This is a genomic window from Rhodococcus sp. P3_B8 (genome assembly GCF_056402775.1).
On sequence record NZ_JBFUGT010000071.1, the window covers coordinates 1 to 20,031 of the forward strand.

Below are 20,031 nucleotides of genomic sequence, written 5' to 3' on the forward strand. Positions count from 1 at the left end.
ATCGTCACGATGGCGGAGTTGCGCGGTGCCGTCGAGTCGAGCGCTGCGTCCGCGTTCGGGCGCCTGCAGAAGGACGGCCGGGCCGCGCGGACGGTGGTGCTGAAGCTGAAGAAGGCGGACATGAGCATCGTGACGCGCTCGGTCACGCTGCCCTACGCGACCCTCGACCGTCAGATCCTCGTCGCGGCGGCGCAGCGGCAGGTGATCGATCCGCTCGAACTCGGGCCGGTGCGTCTGGTCGGGGTGGGATTCGCCGGACTGTCGACGGTCCGCCAGGGCTCGCTGTTCCCCGAACTGGACCTGGACGTCCCGGGTTATCAGGAGTCGAAGATCACGGAGGCGGGCGCCGACGACGGCCTCTCCGCGCCCACACCCGCACCCGCCCGGGCGATCGACACCCGGTGGCATCCCGGTCTCGACGTGACGCACCCGGACTTCGGTCACGGCTGGGTGCAGGGGGCGGGTCACGGTGTCGTGACCGTCCGATTCGAAACGCGCACAACGGGTCCGGGGAAGGCGCGGACCTTCAAGGAGGACGACGCACAACTCGAACAGGCCGATGTGGAAGGCTCGCTCGAGTGACCGGACCCACCGCCCGGACGAAGGAGTGGAGACCGGCTCCACGAGAAGGTAGCCTCGGGCGCTGATGCTTACCCTTGGGTAATGTTGGCCCGGGTAGCGATAGATGCTCAGATCGTCCGAGAACGAACACCGAGAATGAAGAGGTTATYGAGTTGAAGCTTCGTAAGATCACGGTTGCCGGAGTAGCAATCGCCGCAGCCCTCACGATGTCCGCGTGTGGCTCCGACGAGAGCGACACGGCGACCAAGACCACGACGACGACTTCCGCAGCTGCCGAGACCTCGGAAGCCATCGAGGTGCCCACCGCGGCCGATCTCAACGCGCTTCTGGTGCAGGGCCTCGATCCGGCCACGCCGCTCGAGGTCAAGTCCGCGATGGTCGAGGGCTCGGAGCAGGATCCGGAGCTCATCAACCAGGTCGCCGCCGCAGCCAAGGCCAACAACGCCGAGGTCACCGTTCTCGACCCGGTCATCGACAACGGTGACGGCACCGCCAGCGGCCAGCTGCAGCTGACCGTCAACGGCCAGGTCCAGCAGGGTGGCGTCCCGGCCATCTTCGTTCCCGGCGAGAACGGAACGTGGAAGCTGTCGAAGATCACCGCATGCCAGATCGTGTCGCTCGCGCAGCTGACCTCGCCTGCATGCCCTGCCTGATTCCAGGCCGAATGACGCGGTCCTGACGGATCGCCGCGTTCTACCATCGATGCCGGTGTCCCCTCGGGGACACCGGCATCGATGGTTCGTGGCCTGGTCGGTTCAGCCGGCGGGGGCGGGTGCGAGCTTCGCGACGGCGGTGGCCGTCAGGTCGCCGAGGACGCCGGCGTCGATCGGGTCCTGGCCCGTCGCGACCAATTGAGTGACGGTGCTCCCGACGACGACCACCACCACGTCCGARACCAGACTGACGCCCTCGCTGGTGGTGACGAGCCGGAACGCCACCGATGCGTCACCCGCGGGCTGCTGCTCGCGGCCGCCGACCCGGTACTGCACCTGCACGCCGTCGGCGTCCGTGCCGGTGTACTCGGTGCATCCCACCAGCCGGTCCTGCACCGCCGCGAACGCCGCGGAGGCGTCGGCGCCGGTGCCGTAACTGGCCGCGTCCTGGTCGATGGTCGCGAAGCCGGGGCCGGTGAACCAGCCGGACGCCGACGCCACCGCGCCCGCACGCTGATCCGCGACGGGCGACAGCACGGCGCCGCATTCCGCGGGATCCGTGCTCGACTTGTCGGAGTCCGCCGACCCCGACGCCGGAGGCAGCCCCAGATCGTCCTCGGGATCGGGCACGGGGGTGAAGCCGACGGGAAGGTCCCCGACGTCGAGGAGAGCCGCCTTCAGCGCGCCCCGATCGGTGAACGGTGTGCCCGCCGCATCCGGCGCTACGGTCACCACCGGTCCGAGCGGCGCGAGTGATGCGCCGGCACCGGAGTCGCCGGACGCGGTCGACGAGCACGCCGACAGTGCGAGCACCGCGAAGAGGGAACAGGATGCGGCGACGGTTCCGCGGCGCATCAGGACCCCCACCGGACCGAGTTCGACGTGGTCTGGTGCAGGCGGGTGGAGCCGTCCGGGTCGCTGTACTCCTGGTCACCGCGCACGGTCACCGTCCCGGTGACGGGCAGCGGAAGGCCGAGGTCGACGGTCATGGTGCCCGAGCCCTGCATCACGTACTGGTCGACGTTCAGCGTGCCCGCCTCCCCGGGCAGCTCCCAGACGGGGGACTTCGGTTTCTGGTCGATCGTGTAGTCGACGGTGAGGCGGTTGCCGTCCCGGGCGGTCAGGGTGGCCACCGTGGTCTGGTCGAGGGCGATGCCGCTCATCACCTGCTGGTGGATCGTCCACTGGGCGCCCACACCGACGGGCTCCGCCGGAAACGGGACGGTGCGGTACACGGCCTGGTAGAACGCCTGCTCGATCGCGGAACGGGCGATGTCCTGAGCTTCGGCGTCCGGACGCAGTCGCAGTGCGGTGATCGCACCGGTGGGGTCGACGGTGAATCCGGCGCCCGAACCGGCACTGGCCTCGAGCGCGCTGCCGAGCCGGTCGTCGGGGCTGGTGACGTCACCGAGCGTGAGGTCGACCGTGGTGCCGCCGTCGGTGTCGTCGGTCGACTGCCCGACGGCGGCGGTGAGGGGAAGTGTGATCTCGGGTGAGGAGAAGTCCTGGGCGGGCTGGTCGTCGATCTGCTGGAACACCTGTGCGTCGGTGATCAACTGCACCTGCTGCGTGACCCCCACCGGCGGTCTGCGCTGGATCACCTCGCGCGGCTCCTCGCCGGGCTGGATCAGTTCGACGGTGGTCGCGGAGATCGGGACGGTCACTTCGGCGGGCGTGGACGTGGACCCTGCGGGGTTCGACTCCGAGGAGTCGCCGTCATCTCCGCACCCGGCGGTCAGAGCGACCAGGGAGAGGGTTGCGGCGAGTAGGCAGAATCCGGGTCGCAGAGCTTTCGAGAACAGTGGCACGCCCCCAGGTTAGTGCGCGCGGGAGCGCGTGAACGGAGGCTTGCCTCCGTAGTGGATGATGAACGGGTGAGTCAAGACCCCACGGCAGAGAACGAGACCGACGCCGAAGACCGAAACGACGGTGACCCGTCCGGCAGCGCACCGCCGCAGCCGGTGAAGCATCAGCGCAGGCTGCTGCTCTTCGTGATCGCAGGTGTCGTCCTGGCCACGGACCTGCTGACGAAGATCCTCGCCGTCGCCAACATCGAGCCCGGCCGGCCGGTCTGGCTGATCGGGGACATCGTCTCGCTGCGGCTCGTGCGCAACCCGGGCGCGGCGTTCTCGATGGCCACCGGCATGACGTGGCTCCTCACGCTCGTCGCCGTGGGTGTGGTGATCGGCGTCGTCCGCATCGGCCGCACGCTGCGGTCGCCGTGGTGGGCGCTCGGTCTGGGGCTGGTACTCGGCGGCGCCCTCGGCAACCTCGTCGACCGGTTCTTCCGGGCGCCGGGAGTGATGCAGGGGCACGTCGTCGATTTCGTGTCCGTCGGCTGGTGGCCGGTGTTCAACGTGGCGGATTCCGGCATCGTGTGCGGTGCGATCCTGCTCGTCGTGCTCACCCTGATCGGGCTGGAACCGGACGGAACACGTAAGGGGGTAGAGAAGTGAGGGAAACACGATCGATGCCGGTCCCGGACGGGCTCGAAGCGATGAGGGTCGACGCCGGACTCGCTCGACTACTCGGGTTGTCGCGCACCGCGGTGGCTCAGCTCACCGAGGAAGGCTCGGTGCTCGTCGACGGCGCGCCCGTCGGCAAGTCGGATCGCCTGTCCGCAGGCGCCTGGCTCGAGGTGGAACTGCCCGAACCGCCGCGTCCGCTGACCATCGAGGCGGAACCCGTCGAGGGCATGGAAATCCTGTACGCCGACGACGACGTGGTCGCCGTCGACAAACCGGTCGGTGTCGCCGCCCACGCCAGTGTGGGCTGGACCGGTCCGACGGTGATCGGCGGACTCGCCGCCGCAGGCTTCCGGATCTCGACGTCCGGTGCGCACGAGCGCCAGGGCATCGTGCATCGGCTGGACGTCGGCACGTCCGGAGTGATGGTGGTGGCCACGTCGGAACGCGCCTACACACTCCTCAAGCGCGCATTCAAGCAGCGGACCATCGACAAGCGGTACCACGCGCTGGTGCAGGGTCACCCGGATCCGAGCAGCGGAACCATCGACGCGCCGATCGGCAGGCACCGCAGCAACGACTGGAAGTTCGCCGTCACCGCGGACGGCAAGCCCAGCATCACGCACTACGACACGGTCGAGGCGTTCCAGGCGGCGAGCCTGCTGGACATCCACCTCGAAACGGGCCGGACCCATCAGATCCGCGTCCACTTCGCCGCACTGCGGCACCCGTGCTGCGGCGACCTCACGTACGGGGCCGATCCGCGGTTGGCGGAACGTCTCGGGCTGGAGCGGCAGTGGCTGCACGCCCGGTCGCTCGGTTTCGCGCATCCCGCGGACGGGCGGTGGGTCGAGATCACGTCCAAGTATCCGAAGGATCTCGAGGACGCTCTCGGGGTTCTGCGGGCGAGCTGATTTGAGGCACCCGCACCCGAGCGGTCCGGCGGTGCCGGCAGTGCTCACCGCCGTCGTCCTGATCGCGGTGACGGTCGTGCTCGGAGCACTGCACCCTGTCCGCCGGGCACCCGTGTCGACGGACACGCTGGGCCCGGACAACGGGGAAGTGGTGGCCGATTTCCTGGCCCGGGCGGACCGATCACTCGACGCGGCGGACGGGCGCCGAGAGCACTGGGCGCTGGTGTCGTTCACGCGTCCGGTGACGACGGAGGTCGTCCGGGACGCCGCCTCCGGCACCCGGGTGTCGCAGGTTCTCTTCCGTGTGCCCCTGGACCGGGTGCAGACACCCCTCGTTCCCGTGTCCGTCGCGGCAGGCGATGCGGCGCTCGCACGGGCGAGCGTCCTGGCCGCCGGACGCGCCCAGGCGATGACGGGCGAAACGGAGCGGCAGGCGCAGATCGCGGCGGTGTCGTCGGAGGAACTCGCCCGGAACTGCGCGTGCGTGATCGGTGTCGTCGTCCGCGGTGATCACGAAGCCCTCACCGCGCTGCGGTCCGCCCCGGACGTCCGGGCGGTCGAGGCACTCGGAGCCGACGCCGTCGCCGGGCGGTTCGCCGTGCGCCCGCTGCTGCCGGAGCAGGTCGAGATCGTCGCGCCCGGCCCCGACGACGGCATCGTCCCGGGGAGCGGTTCGTGAAGGCGAGGAAGGCGGAAACCGTGGGCGCCGCCTGCGGAGTCGGCGCCTACGTGCTGTGGGGCGCGTTCCCGGCGTTCTTCGGATTGCTCGGCCCGGCCGGGTCGGTGGAGATCCTCGCGCACCGGGTGGTGTGGACGCTCGCGCTCATGTTCGTCGTCCTCGCGGTCTCGGGCCGGCTCCGGTCGCTGCGCGGGCTGAGTGTGCGCACCTGGCTCCTGGTCTCGGCCGCGTCGACGGCCATCGCGGTGAACTGGGGCACCTATATCTACGGGGTCACCTCGGACCGGGTGGTCGAGACCGCGCTCGGCTACTTCATCAACCCGTTGGTGAGCGTGCTGCTCGGGGTCGTGATCTTCCGGGAACGGCTCGTCCCCGCCCAGATCGTCGCCCTCGCGCTCGCCGCAACCGCGGTGATCGTGATCACCGTCGACTACGGGCATCCGCCGTACATCGCGCTGACCCTGGCCGCGTCGTTCGCCCTGTACGGGCTGTGCAAGAAGGTGATGCCGCTCGACCCGCGGACGAGCCTGACCGCCGAGGGAATCGTGGCCGCGCCCGTCGCGATCGGCTACCTCGTGTTCCTCGCCCTCACCGGGGCCGGCACGTTCCTCGGGTTCGGGATCGGTCACACCCTGCTGCTGCTGGCCGCGGGACCGGTGACCGCGCTGCCGCTGTTGCTGTTCGGCGCGGCCGCGCAACGGGTGCCGTTGCGCACACTCGGCATGCTGCAGTACCTGACACCGGCGCTGCAGATGGCGTGGGGTGTCGCCGTTCTTCACGAGGACATGCCCGCGTCGCGGTGGATCGGTTTCGCGCTGATCTGGGTGGCACTCGCGATCTTCAGTACCGATGCGCTGGTACGGGTCCGGCGCGAGCGGCGAAATACCGAACCGTCCCAGGCGCCCGTCCAGTAACTCGCGTCACGACTTCTCCGACACCCGCCGTCGGCGACCGGTGCTGTCGGTCCGAGGGCCTACACTCGTGAGGCTCCCAGACCTTCAGAGAGGCGCACGTGGCTGACTCGTTCGTACATCTGCACAATCACACCGAGTACTCGATGCTCGACGGTGCGGCCAAGGTCGGCCCCCTGTTCGAAGAGGCCGAGCGACTGGGGATGTCGGCGGTCGGCATGACCGACCACGGCAACATGTACGGCGCCAGCGAGTTCTACAACGTCGCGAAGAAGCAGGGCATCAAGCCGATCATCGGCATCGAGGCGTACATCGCGCCCGAGTCCCGCTTCAACACCAAGCGCGTGTTGTGGGGCGACCGCAGCCAGAAGTCCGACGACGTCTCCGGTAGCGGTGCGTACACCCACATGACGATGGTCGCGGAGAACGCGACCGGTCTGCGGAACCTGTTCAAGCTGTCCTCGCTCGCGTCGATCGAGGGCCAGCTCGGCAAGTGGGCGCGGATGGACGAAGAGCTCATCGCCACCCACCACGAGGGCATCATCGCGACCACGGGCTGCCCGTCCGGTGAGATCCAGACCCGGCTGCGACTCGGCCACGACCGCGAGGCGCTCGAGGCCGCCGCCAAGTGGCAGGAGATCTGGGGCAAGGACAACTTCTTCCTCGAGCTGATGGACCACGGACTGTCGATCGAGCGACGGGTGCGCGAGGGCCTGCTCGAGATCAGCAAGAAGCTCGAGATTCCGCCGCTCGCCACCAACGACTGCCACTACGTCACCAAGGAAGCCGCGGAGAACCACGAGGCCCTCCTCTGCATCCAGACCGGTAAGACACTGTCCGACCCCACCCGGTTCAAATTCGACGGCGACGGCTACTACCTGAAGCCGGCCGCGGAGATGCGGGCGCTGTGGGACGACCAGGTGCCCGGCGCGTGCGACAACACACTGCTGATCGCCGAGCGGGTCCAGTCGTACGACGACGTGTGGGCGCACCACGACCGGATGCCGATCTTCCCGGTCCCCGAGGGCGAGACGCAGGGCACCTGGCTGCGCAAGGAGGTCATGCGCGGACTGGACCGCCGGTTCCCCGACGGACCCCCCGAGGAGTACCTCGCCCGCGCCGATTACGAGATCGGCGTCATCCTCGAAATGGGTTTCCCCGCCTACTTCCTCGTCGTCGGCGACCTCATCAACCACGCCCGGGAGGTCGGCATCCGCGTCGGCCCCGGCCGAGGCTCGGCGGCCGGTTCGCTCGTCGCCTACGCGATGGGCATCACCAACATCGACCCCATCCCGCACGGCCTGCTGTTCGAGCGGTTCCTGAACCCCGAGCGCGTCTCCATGCCCGATATCGACATCGACTTCGACGATCGCCGTCGCGGCGAGATGGTGCGCTACGCGACGGACAAGTGGGGCAGCGACCGCGTCGCCCAGGTCATCACGTTCGGCACCATCAAGACGAAGGCGGCCATCAAGGACTCCGCCCGAGTCCAGTTCGGTCAGCCCGGTTTCGCGATCGCCGACCAGATCACGAAGGCGCTGCCGCCGCCGATCATGGCCAAGGACATCTCGGTGTCCGGCATCACCGACCCGAACCACGAGCGCTACAAGGAAGCGGTGGAGGTTCGCGCCCTCATCGACTCCAACCCGGACGTCGCGAAGATCTACCAGACGGCCAAGGGACTCGAGGGCCTGATCCGTAACGCCGGCGTCCACGCCTGCGCGGTGATCATGTCGTCCGAACCGCTGATGGACGCGATTCCCGTGTGGAAGCGCGCCCAGGACGGCGCCATCATCACCGGCTGGGACTACCCGTCGTGCGAGGCCATCGGCCTGCTGAAGATGGACTTCCTCGGACTGCGGAACCTCACCGTCATCGGTGACGCCATCGACAACATCAAGGCCAACCGGGGGATCGACCTCGATCTCGACACCCTCGCGCTCGACGATCAAGCCACGTACGAACTGCTTTCGCGCGGAGACACTCTCGGCGTGTTCCAGCTCGACGGCAGCGCGATGCGCGACCTGCTGCGCCGTATGCAGCCCACCGGTTTCGAGGACATCGTCGCGGTGCTCGCGCTGTACCGGCCCGGTCCGATGGGCATGAACGCGCACAACGACTACGCCGACCGCAAGAACGGGCGGCAAGAGGTCAAACCCATCCACCCGGAACTCGAGGAGCCCCTGAAGGAGATCCTGGCCGACACGTACGGCCTGATCGTCTACCAGGAGCAGATCATGCAGATCGCTCAGAAGGTGGCCGGGTACTCGCTCGGACAGGCCGACATTCTCCGCCGAGCCATGGGTAAGAAGAAGCTCTCGGTTCTGGAGGAGGCGTACGCCGGCTTCCGGGAGGGCATGCTCGCCAACGAATTCTCCGAGCCCGCCATCAAGGCACTGTGGGACACCATCCTCCCGTTCGCCGGGTACGCGTTCAACAAGTCGCACGCGGCCGGGTACGGCCTGGTGTCGTTCTGGACCGGGTATCTCAAGGCCAACTATCCGGCCGAGTACATGGCCGGTCTGCTCACCTCGGTCGGTGACGACAAGGACAAGGCCGCCATCTACCTCGCGGACTGCCGCAAGATGGGTATCACCGTGCTGCCGCCGGACGTCAACGAATCGGAGGTCAACTTCGCCTCCGTCGGTGAGGACATCCGGTTCGGAATGGGCGCCGTCCGCAACGTCGGCGCCAACGTCGTGGGCTCGATCATCAAGGCGCGCAAGGAGAAGTCCAAGTTCGTCGACTTCTCCGACTACCTCAACAAGATCGACGCCGCCGCCTGCTCCAAGAAGGTCACCGAATCGCTGATCAAGGCAGGCGGGTTCGACTCGCTGGGCCATCCGCGCAAGGGACTCATGCTCGTCCACGCCGACGCCATCGACGCGGTGATGGGCACCAAGAAGGCGGAGGCGATCGGACAGTTCGACCTCTTCGGCGGCGACGACGCCGACGAGTCGATCTCCTCGGTCTTCAACGTGAAGATCCCCGAGGAAGAGTGGGACTCGAAGCACCGGTTGGCGCTGGAACGGGAAATGCTGGGACTGTACGTGTCCGGGCACCCGCTCAACGGCGTCGAACACGTGCTGTCGGCGCAGTCCGACATCGCGATCCCGACCATCCTCGAAGGCGACATCAAGGACGGCACCCAGGTCACCGTCGGCGGCATCCTCGCGTCGGTGAACCGGAGGATCAACAAGAACGGTCTCACCTGGGCGTCCGCGCAGCTCGAGGATTTGACCGGTGGTATCGAGGTGCTGTTCTTCCCGCAGGCCTACTCGGTGTACGGGATGGACGTCACGGAGGACTCCGTCGTGCTCGTCAAGGCGCGCGTGTCGATTCGTGACGACCGGATCTCACTTATCGCCAACGACCTTGCGGTGCCGGATCTCTCGGCGGTGGGGGTCGCGAAGCCGCTGGCGGTCAGTCTGCCGCTGCGTCAGTGCACCAAGGACAAGCTCGGCGCGCTGCGTCAGGTCCTCACGCGCCATCCGGGCACCTCGGACGTGCACGTGCGGGTGATCGGCGGCACCGAGGTCACGTTGTGGAAGGTGGACGACGTGCTCCGGGTGGAACCGTCGTCGGCGTTGATGGGCGATCTCAAGGCGCTGCTCGGACCGAGCTGCCTGTCCGTGTGACGGCTAGGGGCGCGGCGGGTAGAGGCGCCGCGCCCACCACACGACGACGGCCACCGCGGCGGCGGTGAGGACGGCCGCCTGCAGTGTCTGGGTGACGACGAGGATCGTGACGAAGACCAGCAGCGCGACAGCCAGCGCTTCCAGCTTGTACAGGGGCCACGCGGTGCCGGCGAGATCGACGGTGCGGGCAGGGTTGCTGCGGCGAATCTCGCGGCGCACCCATGCGTCGTGTGTCGTCATCGCAGGTCACCTCACTGGCGCGGGTCGGGGGAGCGGACATCCCCCGCGTGGGATCAGGGTACTCGGAACCCGGAGTTCGGCGCAACGAACAATCGGATGTGGTTCTTCGCATGTGCGCTCGTTCGGTGGAATCGGTGGCGCGTTCTCGCGCATCAGGTGTTGACTGGACGCATGCCACTCACAGGTGAATACGAGCCCAGTACGTCCAAGTGGGCAGCAGATCAGGCCGAGTTGATGGAATCCACCGATGGAGCAAAGGGCACGACGCTGGGCGGCAGGCCCGTCGTCCTGCTGACCACGCGTGGCGCGAAATCCGGCAAACTCCGCAAGACGCCGTTGATGCGTGTCGAACACGACGGGACGTACGCGATCGTCGCCTCGCTCGGCGGCGCACCCAAGAACCCGGTCTGGTACTACAACGTGAAAGCCGAGCCGCACGTCGAACTCCGCGACGGCTCGACCACACAGGACATGGTGGCCCGTGAGGTGACGGGCGAGGAGAAGACCGCCTGGTGGGACCGCGCCGTCGCCGCGTTCCCGGACTACGCCGAGTATCAGAAGAATACCGATCGGGAGATCCCGGTGTTCGTGCTCGAACCCGCCTGACCCGCGCCCCGCTGTCCTTCGCCGTTCGACCGTCCCCCGACCGGAGGCCCGATGAGAGCGAAAACCGTTGCCGATCAGTTGGTACGTCAACTCCAGGACGCCGGCGTCCAGCGGATCTACGGAATCGTGGGCGACAGCCTCAATCCCGTCGTCGACGCGGTCCGGCGGTCGGGCGGCGCGGCGAAGGGCGGAATCGACTGGATTCACGTGCGTCACGAGGAGGCCGCCGCGTTCGCCGCGGCAGCCGAGGCGCAGGTCACCGGCAAGCTGGCGGTGTGCGCCGGCTCGTGCGGCCCGGGAAACCTGCACCTGATCAACGGCCTCTACGACGCGGACCGCTCGGGGGCGCCGGTACTTGCGATCGCGGCGCAGATCCCGAGCGAGCAGATCGGACTCGGCTTCTTCCAGGAGACCCACCCGGACCGCCTGTTCGTCGAGTGCTCCCGGTACGCGGAGCTGATCGGAAGTCCCGCCCAGGCGCCACGCGTGACGGCGTCCGCCATCGCGCACGCGACCGCGCTGTCCGGTGTCGCGGTCATCACGCTGCCCGGCGACATCGCGGACCGGCCCGCCGAGGGGAAGGCGCCGTCGGTGCCGCGGACCGGCGCACCGGCGATCGTGCCCGACCAGGCCGACGTGCAGGCGCTCGCCGACGCCGTGAACGCGGCGGGAAAGGTCGCGATCTTCGCCGGCGAGGGTGTGCGGGAGGCGCGCGAGGAGTTGCTGAGCCTGGCCGACACGATCGGTGCGCCGATCGGCCACACGCTCCGCGGCAAGGAATGGATTCAGTACGACAACCCCTTCGACGTCGGAATGACGGGGCTGCTGGGGTACGGGGCGGCGCACGACGGGATGCACGGCGCCGACCTCCTGCTGCTCGTCGGAACGGACTTCCCGTACAACCAGTTCCTGCCCGACGGAGTCCGCACCGCGCAGATCGACTGGGCCGCACAACGAATCGGCCGGAGAACGAACGTCGACCTGGCCGTGCACGGCGACGTGGCGAGCACGTTGCGTGCCCTCGCCCCGTTGATCCGGCGGAAGGACGATCGCCGATTCCTCGACGACATGCTCGACAAGCACCGGACACTGATGAACAAGGTGGTCGGTGCGTACACCAAACCCGCCAAGCAGCGCATCCCGATCCACCCCGAATATGCGGCGTCGATCCTCGACGACCTCGCCGCCGACGACGCGATCTTCACGACCGACACGGGAATGTCGAACGTGTGGACGGCGCGCTACCTGACACCGAACGGGTCGCGGCGGTTCCTGTCCTCGGCCCTGCACGGATCGATGGCGAACGCCCTGCCCCACGCGATCGGCGCCCAGGTGTGCGCGCCGGGCAGGCAGGTGGTGTCCGTGTCGGGCGACGGCGGGCTGTCGATGCTGCTGGGGGAACTGGTGACGGTCGCGATGTACCGGCTCCCGGTCAAGATCGTGGTGTTCAACAATTCCACTCTGGGGATGGTCAAGCTGGAAATGCTGGTGGACGGGCTGCCGGATTTCGGGGTGGACGTGGCACCCGTCGACTACGCGGCGGTGGCGTCGGCCCTGGGCATCTTCGCCCGCCGGATCGAGGATCCGGCCGACATCGAATCGGGCCTCCGGCAGGCGTTCGATCACGACGGACCGGCGCTCGTCGATCTGGTCACCGACCCGCTGGCGTTGTCGCTGCCACCGACCATCACTGGCGGGCAGGTCACCGGTTTCGCGTTGGCGTTGTCGAAGATGGTGATGAACGGGGGTGTCGGCGAGGCCGTGAAGATGGCGAAGTCGAACGTCCGCAATGTTCCGCGACCGTCCCAGTTCGATCCGCGCGGCTGAACCCGACTGGTATCCCGTGGCTGGAGAGTGGGAACATATCCGGGTGTCCACATCGCCCGATACCGCAGCCCAGAACATCACCTCGCCCCTGACGGTGGGCGACATCGATGCGGCCATCGAGCGAATTTCCCACGTGATCGACGCGACCCCCTTGCAGCGGAGCGAGCGCCTGTCGTCGCTGACCGGTGCGAACGTCTACCTCAAGCGCGAAGATCTGCAGGTCGTCCGCTCCTACAAGCTGCGCGGCGCCTACAACCTCATGGCGCAGCTCGATGCCGGCGAGCGTGCGGCCGGAGTGGTGACGGCCAGCGCGGGCAACCATGCGCAGGGCGTCGCGTTCGCCTGCCGGACAATGGAAATCACCGGCCGCATCTACGTTCCGTCGAACACCCCCAAACAGAAGCGGGATCGCATCCGCGCGCACGGCGGCGAGTTCGTCGAGCTGATCCTGACGGGGGAGACGTACGACGCCGCTGCCGCTGCGGCCGCCGCCGACGTGCGGCGGACGGGCGCGACGATGGTTGCGCCGTTCGACGACGCCCGTACCGCGGCCGGTCAGGGCACCATCGCCGCCGAGATCCTCGCGCAGCTCGGTGCGGCCCCCGATACCGTGCTCGTCCCGGTCGGTGGCGGCGGATGCATCGCCGGCATCGCCACGTATCTGCGTGCGCACGCACCCCGCACGGCCATCGTCGGGGTGGAGCCGACGGGGGCGGCGTCGATGACGGCGGCCCTGGTCGCCGGTGGTCCCGTGACGTTGACGGAGATCGACCCGTTCGTCGACGGCGCCTCGGTGAAGCGGGTCGGCGACCTTCCCTACGCCGTGGTGTCCGCCCTGGGCGCCGAGGTGGTGACGCACACGTCACTGGGCCAGTCCGACCGGTCCACCACGATCCGGCTCGATCCCGAGAGCTTCGTGATGGCCAACCTCGACGAGGGCGCACTGTGCACCACGATGCTCGAGCTGTACCAGAACGAGGGCATCATCGCCGAGCCCGCGGGCGCCCTGTCGGTGGCGGCCCTCGGGAACATCACGTTCGAACCGGGGTCCACGGTGGTGTGCCTGATCTCCGGAGGCAACAACGACGTCTCGCGGTACGGCGAGATCCTGGAACGTTCGCTGGTGAATCTCGGCCTGAAGCACTACTTCCTCGTCGACTTCCCGCAGGAGCCGGGCGCGCTGCGCCGCTTCCTGGACGAGGTGCTCGGCCCCGAAGACGACATCACCCTGTTCGAGTACGTGAAGCGCAACAACCGGGAGACCGGCGCCGCCCTGGTGGGTATCGAACTCGGCAAGGCCGAGGGGCTCGGCGAGCTGCTCGAGCGGATGGAGCAGTCCCGGATGCAGGTGGAACGCCTGGAGCCGGGGAGCCCGGCGTACCGCTACCTCACCTGAGCCGCTACTTCTGCAGCAGCCGCGCGACGACCTTCGTGTACAGCTCGGGCTCGGGCATGGGGAGCCCGAGCAGAGCGGCCAGGTAGATGCCGTCGCCGACGAGGCGCACGATCTCGGCCTGCACCGGGTCGTCGATCTCGCTCTGGAGACCTTCGTCCCAGCCGCGCATCACTTCGGTGACGGCCTTCTGGATCTCGTCGTGCTGACCGTCGACGCTCCGTAGCGCGGCGATGGTCGAACGGTAGAGGGCGAGTTCCTCGGTGGTGCTCGCGTCGGGAACCTGCAGATACCACTCGGACAGCGAGGTGCCGCCGGAGACGGCGTCGGCGAGCTGGGCGTCCGCTCGTTCGCCGAGCCGGCGCACCATGGCGGCGAGCAGCGCTTCCTTGCTGGGGAAGTGGTAGAGCAGTCCGCCCTTGGACACCCCGGCCTCCGTAGCGACCGCTTCGAGGGTCACCTGGGCTATCCCCACGTCGAGCAGCAGCTTCTCGAGGGCGTCGAGTATTCGATCGCGCGTTCCGGCAGCCATGGAGAGGGACTGTACCCGGGAAATAACTTTACCGTCCGGACGGTTCACGATAAGGTAACGGAACTGTACCGGCTGGACGGTTCTCGCCGTGCCAGCTCTCGAATCGGAAAGTCGCAGGAAGATAAATGTCTGTCTCCACGGATCGCGGGATCAACGACGCCTACGGTGCGCCAGGTCAGTCCTCCGCATCACGCCGAGACTGGCTCGGATTGGTCGTCCTCGCCTTCGCCGTCCTCCTGATCGCCGTCGACGGCACCGTGCTCGACCTCGCGCTGCCGTTCATCAGCGCCGACCTCGAACCCAGCAGCACGCAGCTGCTGTGGATCATCGACGTCTACTCGTTCGTCCTCGCCGGCCTGCTCATCACGATGGGCACGCTCGGCGACCGGATCGGACGGCGTCGTCTGCTGCTCCTCGGCGCCGCCGGATTCGGCATCGCCTCGCTGATCGCAGCGTGGTCGCCGACACCCGAGATGCTGATCGCGGCCCGCGTGCTGCAGGGAATCTCGGGGGCGACGCTGATGCCCGCGACACTCGGCCTGATCCGCACGATCTTCGTCGACCCGCGCCAGCGGACCCTCGCCATCGGAGTGTGGGGTGCGATGGCCGGTGGCGGTACCGCGGCCGGCCCGCTGATCGGCGGCTGGCTGCTCGAGCACTTCTGGTGGGGCTCGGTGTTCCTGATCAACATCCCCGTGATGCTGGTTCTGATCGCCGTGGGACCGCTCGTGATTCCCGAGTCCAAGGACCCCGCCCCGGGGCGCTTCGACCTTCTCAGCGCCGCGCTGTCGATGACGACGATGCTGCCGCTGGTGTACGCGGTCAAGGAGACCGTGGTGCACGGTGTCGACCCGGTGCTGCTCGCCGTCGGACTCGTCGGCGTCGTGTCCGGTGTGGTGTTCGTGCGCAGGCAGAAGGGGATGAAGGACCCGATGATCGACATCGGCCTGTTCGCCAAGCCGGCGTTCTCGACCGCCGTCCTCACCAACCTGCTGTCCATCTTCGCGCTGGCCGGTGTGCTGTTCTTCGGCTCGCAGTACCTGCAGTTGGTGCTGGGCAACAGCGCGTTCGAATCGGGTGTGCTGATGCTGCCCGGCATGCTGATGAGCGCGGTCACCGCACTCGCGGCGGCCTGGATGGTGCGCCGGTGGGCCACCTCGCACGTGCTCGGCGGCGGTCTCGCGATCGCGGCTGTGGGTGCGGCACTGATGCTCACGCTCGGCGTGGACGGTGCCCCGACGATGTTCGTGATCGGCTTCGGCCTCGCGGGCGCCGGTGTCGGTATCGCACTGACCCTGACCTCCGACCTCGTGGTCAGCGCCGTCGAGCCCGAACGGGCCGGCGCCGCCTCCGCGGTGTCCGAGACGGCATACGAACTCGGTATCGCACTCGGCGTCGCCGTGCTCGGCAGCGTCGTCATGGCGATCTTCCGGAACGGCCTCGACACATCGATGCTGCCGGCGGAACAGGTCGAGTCCGCCCAGGGCACGCTCGGTGCCGCCGTCGCGGAGGCCCAGCACCTCCCGGAGACGGCCCGGACGGTGTTCCTGGAGTCCGCGCAGTCGGCGTTCGTCGACGGCATGCACGTCGCCGCCGGCGCGACGGCCGTGATCCTGTTCGCGACCGCCATCCTCGTCCTGCGGATGCTGCGCGACCGTCAGGGCGAGCTGTCGAGCACCACGAACGAGTGACCCGGTAGCACCGTCGCCGACGCGGTCTCGTCCTGGGTCGGCGGCTCCCACCACAAGACGGGGGAGCCGCCGACCGGGACGGTCACCGGTTCGGCACCCAGATTGCACGCGAGACGAAGTGCGCCGCGGTGCACCACGATCCACTGCTCCGCCTCGTCGTAGTCGACGGACAGGTTCTCCAGCCACGGATCCGTCAGCTCGGCGCGCTCCCGCCGTAGGCGCAGCAACGAGCGATAGCAGTCGAGCAGCCGGGCATGCGGTTCGCGGACCAGTTCGTCCCAGTCGAGCTTGGACCGCTCGAACGTCTCCGGGTCCTGTGGGTCGGGGACGTCGTCCGTGCTCCAGCCGTGCTCCGCGAACTCGGCCTTGCGCCCCTCGGCCGTCGCCCTCGCGAGTTCCGGTTCGGGGTGGGAGGTGAAGAACTGGAACGGGGTGCTCGCACCCCACTCCTCACCCATGAACAGCATCGGCGTGAACGGCGAGCACAGCACGAGCGCGGCCTTCACGGCGAGCTGCCCGGAATCGAGATACGTGCCGGGGCGGTCGCCGATCGCCCGGTTGCCGATCTGATCGTGCGTGCACGTGTACGTGACCAGCGAACTGGCCGGGGTCCGGCGGGTGTCCAGCGGCCTGCCGTGGGTGCGACCGCGGAACGTCGAGAACGTGCCCGCGTGGAACCACCCCTGGCGCAGGGTGTCGGCGAGGCAGGCCATCGAACCGAAATCTCCGTAATAGCCCTGCCTCTCGCCCGAGACGGCGGCGTGGATGGCGTGATGCACGTCGTCGTCCCACTGCGCGTCGAGGCCGCAGCCGCCTGCCGAGCGCGACGTGATCAGGCGCGGATCGTTGAGGTCGCTCTCCGCGATGAGCGTCAGCGGCCGCCTCAGGTGCGCGGACAGCCGGCGGGTCTCGATGGCCAGGTCCTCGAGAAGATGGGTGGCGGTGTGGTCGACGAGTGCGTGGACCGCGTCGAGGCGGAGCGCGTCGATGTGGAACTCACGGAACCACCGCAGCGCGTTGTCAATGATGTAGCGGCGGACTTCGCCGCTGTCCGGTCCGTCCAGGTTGATGCTCCGGCCCCACGTGTTGGCGCCCTGCGCGAGGTACGGGCCGTACCGGTCGAGGTAGTTGCCGGACGGTCCGAGGTGGTTGTACACGGCGTCGAGGACGACGCCGAGACCGCGGGCGTGGCACGCGTCGACGAGGGTCTGCAGCCCGTCCGGCCCGCCGTAACCCTCGTGCACCGTGTACCAGAGAACGCCGTCGTATCCCCAGTTGTGGGTCCCGTTGAAACCGTTGACGGGCATCAGTTCCACGAAGTCGACGCCGAGTTCGACGAGGTGGTCGAGCCGGTCGACGGCGGCCGCGAACGTGCCCTCCGGAGAGAACGTGCCGACGTGCAGTTCGTAGACGACGGAGCCGGCGAGCTGCCGCCCGGTCCACCGCGAGTCGGTCCAGAGGCTCTCGTCGAGGGTGTGGAGTTGGGACGCGCTGTGCACTCCATCGGGCTGTCGCGGCGACCGGGGATCGGGAAGTGGGGTGTCGCTGTCGTCGAGGACGAACGCGTACCGCGAATCCGGCGACGCGTCGACGTCGGCTCGCCACCATCCGTCCGGTGACGGGGTCATGTCGTGGCGTCGGCCGTCGACCTCCACAGAAACGGAATCCGGAATCGGGGCCCATACCTCGAATGTGTGCACCCGATCAGCATGCCTCGATGCGGCGGGCCGCGCAGAACAGTCAGCTCTCGGACGTGCCGGAGTCCTCGACCTCCTCGATGATCTCGGCGCCGAGAACGGACAACCGGTGTTCCTCGGCGTCCTGCACGGTGCCGAAGTCCTGCTCCTCGAGCACGTTACGGTCCTTGTCGAGGTATCGATACGTAGCCATGTCCCCACGATGGCACACGCCGGCAGAGATGGCGGCGAGTCGACCCTTTCGCCCCGGTTCCGGAAGTAGCAAGCTGGGGGGTACGGACTCGAACGTCGCGAGGAGCAGTCATGCACGTAGCAGTGGGAGACCGGTTGCACGTCCAGGGCAGGGTGGTCGGAGTGCACGAGACGACCGCCGAGGTCGTGGAGGTACACGGAGAGAACGGCGAACCGCCCTATCTCGTCCGGTACGACGACGGCCACGAGGCGCTCGTGTTTCCCGGATCCGATGCCTGGGTGGAACACCCGAAGTCGTAGGTATCGGGCGTTTCGCCTGGTCGATGTGTGGCAAATCGCTGTGCCACATTGGTTGCACGATTGATGTATCGAATGCGTCTATCGTGAGCCCATGCCCGAATCCGCCAAGAGGTCCTACAGCTCGCCGCTTCGTGCGGAATCGGCGCGCCGGACCCGCCTCCTCGTCCGGGACGCCGCGGCCCGGCTGTTCGTCGACCGTGGATACGTCAGCACGACGGTGCGGAACGTGGCCGAGGCCGCCGGGGTGTCGACCCGCACGGTGTTCACCGCGTTCCCCGGCGGCAAGGCGGAACTGTTCCACGAGGCCCTGCACACGGCCATCGACGGTGATACCGCCGCGACCCACACGCCCGCACCCCGGGACGGCGACCCCGTCGAACGGATCCTCGACCAGATGGTCGGATTCAGCACCGACGTCCTGGAGCGCGCCGGAACGCTGATGACGACGTCGATCGAATCCTCGGGAGCGGACGACGACATGCGGCGGTTCGCCGACGAGGGAGCGCGGGCCTCGGCCGAGAATGCGATGACGCTCGCCGAGGGACTCGCCGCGCACGAACTGCTGCGTCCCGAAATCTCCGTCCAGCGGRCCGCCGACGTGCTGTTCACGGTCGTGTCGCCGCAGGTGTACTCGATGCTGCGACGGCAGTGCGGGTGGGATGTCGTCGAGTACCGGAACTGGGTGAAAGCGACGATCCGGGCGAGTTTGCTCCACTGATCCGAGGTGCGTCGGGCCTACGGCAGCAGGATGAACTTGCCCGCCGCGTGCGGCTTCCGAAGATCGGCATGAGCGCGCGCTGCCTCCGTCAGCGCGTACGTGCGCGCCACGCGCACCCGCACGTCGCCGTTGCCCGCGAGGTMGACGAGGAAGACGCGGGCCCGTTTACGCGGCTCCATACCCTCCGGCCCCAGCGCGCCCACGATCCGGAAACCGGCTTCGGCCGGGCGGGGGCCGGGAACGGTCGTCACCAACCGCGACCGGTCCCGCACCAGGTCCACGGAGACGTCGATCGCCTCGTCACTGCCCGCGGTATCGATCACGGCGTCCACCCCGTCCGGTGCCAGGACGCGGACCCGACCGTCCAGGCCGGCGCCGTAGGACACGGGGGTGGCACCGAGCGAGCGGACGTAGTCGTGGTGCTCGGGGCGCGCGGTACCGATGATCGTGGCACCGCGGGCCCGCCCCAACTGCACGACGAACGACCCCACGCCGCCGGAAGCTCCGTGCACGAGCAGGAGGTCGCCGGCGCCGACGTTCGCCGTGTCGAGGGTGTCGACCGCGGCGGCACCCACGGCGAGAAGTCCGGCCGCCTCGTTCCACGGCAACGACGCCGGTTTCGGGATCACCGAATCACCGGACACGACAAGTCGATCCGCGTACGACTCGGACACCGGGTACACGATCACCTCGTCGCCCACCGAGATCGGGCCCACCGGCCCCGCCGCGGTGTCACCCACCTCGCCGACGATGCCCGCGGCCTCGCTGCCCAGACCCATGGGCAAGACGTCCGGGTCGGCGCCGAACGCGCCGCTGTAGAGCTTGTAGTCGATCGGGTTGACCCCGATGGCGCGAACCTCGATCACCACCTCGCCGGGGGCGGGATTCACAGCCTCCGCGTCGACGACCGCGAGGACCTCCGGCCCTCCGTACGCCCGGGCAACCACACGTCGCGACATACAAGGCCAGTACCCCTGTGAGTACTTGTCAACC

At 68.3% G+C, this 20,031-nt stretch carries 20 protein-coding genes; 13 read left to right on the forward strand and 7 right to left on the reverse strand.

Annotated features, from left to right (window positions below; all coding sequences use genetic code 11):
• Together AC1D1G_RS21705 and AC1D1G_RS21710 are read left to right on the forward strand one after the other, a co-directional pair.
• The coding region (locus tag AC1D1G_RS21705; RefSeq protein ID WP_477953638.1) for a DinB/UmuC family translesion DNA polymerase at positions 1-582 on the forward strand (582 nt) is incomplete at its 5' end.
• A 152-nt stretch (positions 583-734) separates the two neighbouring features.
• A complete protein-coding gene (locus tag AC1D1G_RS21710; protein ID WP_005247603.1) occupies positions 735-1,235 on the forward strand; it encodes a WKL family lipoprotein in 501 nt (166 codons plus the stop codon).
• A gap of 102 nt (positions 1,236-1,337) precedes the next feature.
• Here the strand turns inward: AC1D1G_RS21710 and AC1D1G_RS21715 are convergent, their stop codons facing one another.
• Both AC1D1G_RS21715 and AC1D1G_RS21720 read right to left on the reverse strand, forming a co-directional pair.
• Entirely contained in the window at positions 1,338-2,090 is a 753-nt protein-coding gene (locus AC1D1G_RS21715; RefSeq protein ID WP_283352557.1) for a sensor domain-containing protein, read from the reverse strand.
• Positions 2,090-3,043 (reverse strand): hypothetical protein, encoded by a 954-nt coding sequence (locus tag AC1D1G_RS21720; RefSeq protein WP_280782552.1) that lies wholly within the window; start codon positions 3,041-3,043, stop codon positions 2,090-2,092. The genes AC1D1G_RS21715 and AC1D1G_RS21720 overlap by 1 nt, the downstream gene beginning before the upstream one ends.
• A gap of 51 nt (positions 3,044-3,094) precedes the next feature.
• On the opposite strand from AC1D1G_RS21720, the gene lspA reads away from it, so the two are divergent.
• The 5 genes from lspA (at position 3,095) to dnaE (ending at position 9,842) form a co-directional block, all read left to right on the forward strand.
• Positions 3,095-3,691, forward strand: a complete 597-nt coding sequence (lspA, locus tag AC1D1G_RS21725) for a signal peptidase II (protein ID WP_280782551.1) — start codon at positions 3,095-3,097, stop codon at positions 3,689-3,691.
• Complete coding sequence (locus AC1D1G_RS21730) at positions 3,688-4,614, forward strand: RluA family pseudouridine synthase (RefSeq protein WP_029537355.1); 927 nt, start codon at positions 3,688-3,690, stop codon at positions 4,612-4,614. The genes lspA and AC1D1G_RS21730 overlap by 4 nt, the downstream gene beginning before the upstream one ends.
• Before the next feature lies 1 nt (position 4,615).
• A complete protein-coding gene (locus AC1D1G_RS21735) occupies positions 4,616-5,293 on the forward strand; it encodes a hypothetical protein (protein ID WP_283352556.1) in 678 nt (225 codons plus the stop codon).
• Positions 5,290-6,207, forward strand: coding sequence for an EamA family transporter RarD (rarD, locus tag AC1D1G_RS21740; RefSeq protein ID WP_005574447.1), 918 nt, complete (start codon positions 5,290-5,292; stop codon positions 6,205-6,207). The genes AC1D1G_RS21735 and rarD overlap by 4 nt, the downstream gene beginning before the upstream one ends.
• A gap of 98 nt (positions 6,208-6,305) precedes the next feature.
• Positions 6,306-9,842 (forward strand): DNA polymerase III subunit alpha, encoded by a 3,537-nt coding sequence (dnaE, locus tag AC1D1G_RS21745; protein WP_477953641.1) that lies wholly within the window; start codon positions 6,306-6,308, stop codon positions 9,840-9,842.
• A 3-nt stretch (positions 9,843-9,845) separates the two neighbouring features.
• Here dnaE and AC1D1G_RS21750 read toward each other — a convergent pair whose 3' ends face one another.
• Entirely contained in the window at positions 9,846-10,082 is a 237-nt protein-coding gene (locus tag AC1D1G_RS21750; protein ID WP_280782547.1) for a hypothetical protein, read from the reverse strand.
• A 171-nt stretch (positions 10,083-10,253) separates the two neighbouring features.
• Between AC1D1G_RS21750 and AC1D1G_RS21755 the strand changes: the two genes are divergently transcribed.
• From AC1D1G_RS21755 to ilvA, 3 genes are read left to right on the forward strand one after another with little or no spacing between them, the layout of a single operon-like run.
• Positions 10,254-10,688, forward strand: a complete 435-nt coding sequence (locus tag AC1D1G_RS21755; RefSeq protein ID WP_280782546.1) for a nitroreductase family deazaflavin-dependent oxidoreductase — start codon at positions 10,254-10,256, stop codon at positions 10,686-10,688.
• Positions 10,689-10,739: 51 nt separating this feature from the next.
• Positions 10,740-12,515, forward strand: a complete 1,776-nt coding sequence (locus AC1D1G_RS21760) for a pyruvate dehydrogenase (protein ID WP_280782545.1) — start codon at positions 10,740-10,742, stop codon at positions 12,513-12,515.
• Positions 12,516-12,558: 43 nt separating this feature from the next.
• Entirely contained in the window at positions 12,559-13,911 is a 1,353-nt protein-coding gene (ilvA, locus tag AC1D1G_RS21765) for a threonine ammonia-lyase IlvA (protein ID WP_283334274.1), read from the forward strand.
• 4 nt (positions 13,912-13,915) lie between these two features.
• Here the strand turns inward: ilvA and AC1D1G_RS21770 are convergent, their stop codons facing one another.
• Positions 13,916-14,440, reverse strand: coding sequence for a TetR/AcrR family transcriptional regulator (locus AC1D1G_RS21770; protein ID WP_283352554.1), 525 nt, complete (start codon positions 14,438-14,440; stop codon positions 13,916-13,918).
• Positions 14,441-14,565: 125 nt separating this feature from the next.
• On the opposite strand from AC1D1G_RS21770, the gene AC1D1G_RS21775 reads away from it, so the two are divergent.
• Positions 14,566-16,131, forward strand: coding sequence for an MFS transporter (locus AC1D1G_RS21775; RefSeq protein ID WP_283334275.1), 1,566 nt, complete (start codon positions 14,566-14,568; stop codon positions 16,129-16,131).
• On the opposite strand, the gene treZ is transcribed toward AC1D1G_RS21775, so the two are convergent.
• Positions 16,098-17,831, reverse strand: a complete 1,734-nt coding sequence (gene treZ / locus AC1D1G_RS21780) for a malto-oligosyltrehalose trehalohydrolase (RefSeq protein WP_280782542.1) — start codon at positions 17,829-17,831, stop codon at positions 16,098-16,100. The genes AC1D1G_RS21775 and treZ overlap by 34 nt on opposite strands.
• Positions 17,832-17,871: 40 nt before the next feature.
• Positions 17,872-18,021 carry a hypothetical protein gene (locus AC1D1G_RS21785; RefSeq protein WP_198601994.1) on the reverse strand — a complete coding sequence of 50 codons (150 nt, stop codon included), beginning with the start codon at positions 18,019-18,021 and terminating at the stop codon, positions 17,872-17,874.
• A 110-nt stretch (positions 18,022-18,131) separates the two neighbouring features.
• Here AC1D1G_RS21785 and AC1D1G_RS21790 point away from each other — a divergent pair, with 110 nt between their 5' ends.
• Together AC1D1G_RS21790 and AC1D1G_RS21795 are read left to right on the forward strand one after the other, a co-directional pair.
• Entirely contained in the window at positions 18,132-18,320 is a 189-nt protein-coding gene (locus AC1D1G_RS21790) for a DUF1918 domain-containing protein (RefSeq protein WP_005247576.1), read from the forward strand.
• Positions 18,321-18,411: 91 nt separating this feature from the next.
• Positions 18,412-19,038, forward strand: a complete 627-nt coding sequence (locus AC1D1G_RS21795; RefSeq protein WP_477953642.1) for a TetR/AcrR family transcriptional regulator — start codon at positions 18,412-18,414, stop codon at positions 19,036-19,038.
• Positions 19,039-19,055: 17 nt separating this feature from the next.
• On the opposite strand, the gene AC1D1G_RS21800 is transcribed toward AC1D1G_RS21795, so the two are convergent.
• On the reverse strand, positions 19,056-19,997 hold the full coding sequence (locus AC1D1G_RS21800; RefSeq protein ID WP_477953644.1) for an NADP-dependent oxidoreductase: 942 nt from the start codon (positions 19,995-19,997) through the stop codon (positions 19,056-19,058).
• Positions 19,998-20,031 lie beyond the last annotated feature (34 nt).

Bases quoted from the DNA above. Each gene is read 5' to 3' on its own strand.
- AC1D1G_RS21750 (WP_280782547.1), bottom strand. From the start codon at position 10,082: ATGACGACACACGACGCATGGGTGCGCCGCGAGATTCGCCGCAGCAAC.
- AC1D1G_RS21755 (WP_280782546.1), top strand. From the start codon at position 10,254: ATGCCACTCACAGGTGAATACGAGCCCAGTACGTCCAAGTGGGCAGCA.
- AC1D1G_RS21760 (WP_280782545.1), top strand. From the start codon at position 10,740: ATGAGAGCGAAAACCGTTGCCGATCAGTTGGTACGTCAACTCCAGGAC.
- AC1D1G_RS21770 (WP_283352554.1), bottom strand. From the start codon at position 14,440: ATGGCTGCCGGAACGCGCGATCGAATACTCGACGCCCTCGAGAAGCTG.
- AC1D1G_RS21775 (WP_283334275.1), top strand. From the start codon at position 14,566: ATGTCTGTCTCCACGGATCGCGGGATCAACGACGCCTACGGTGCGCCA.
- AC1D1G_RS21785 (WP_198601994.1), bottom strand. From the start codon at position 18,021: ATGGCTACGTATCGATACCTCGACAAGGACCGTAACGTGCTCGAGGAG.
- AC1D1G_RS21790 (WP_005247576.1), top strand. From the start codon at position 18,132: ATGCACGTAGCAGTGGGAGACCGGTTGCACGTCCAGGGCAGGGTGGTC.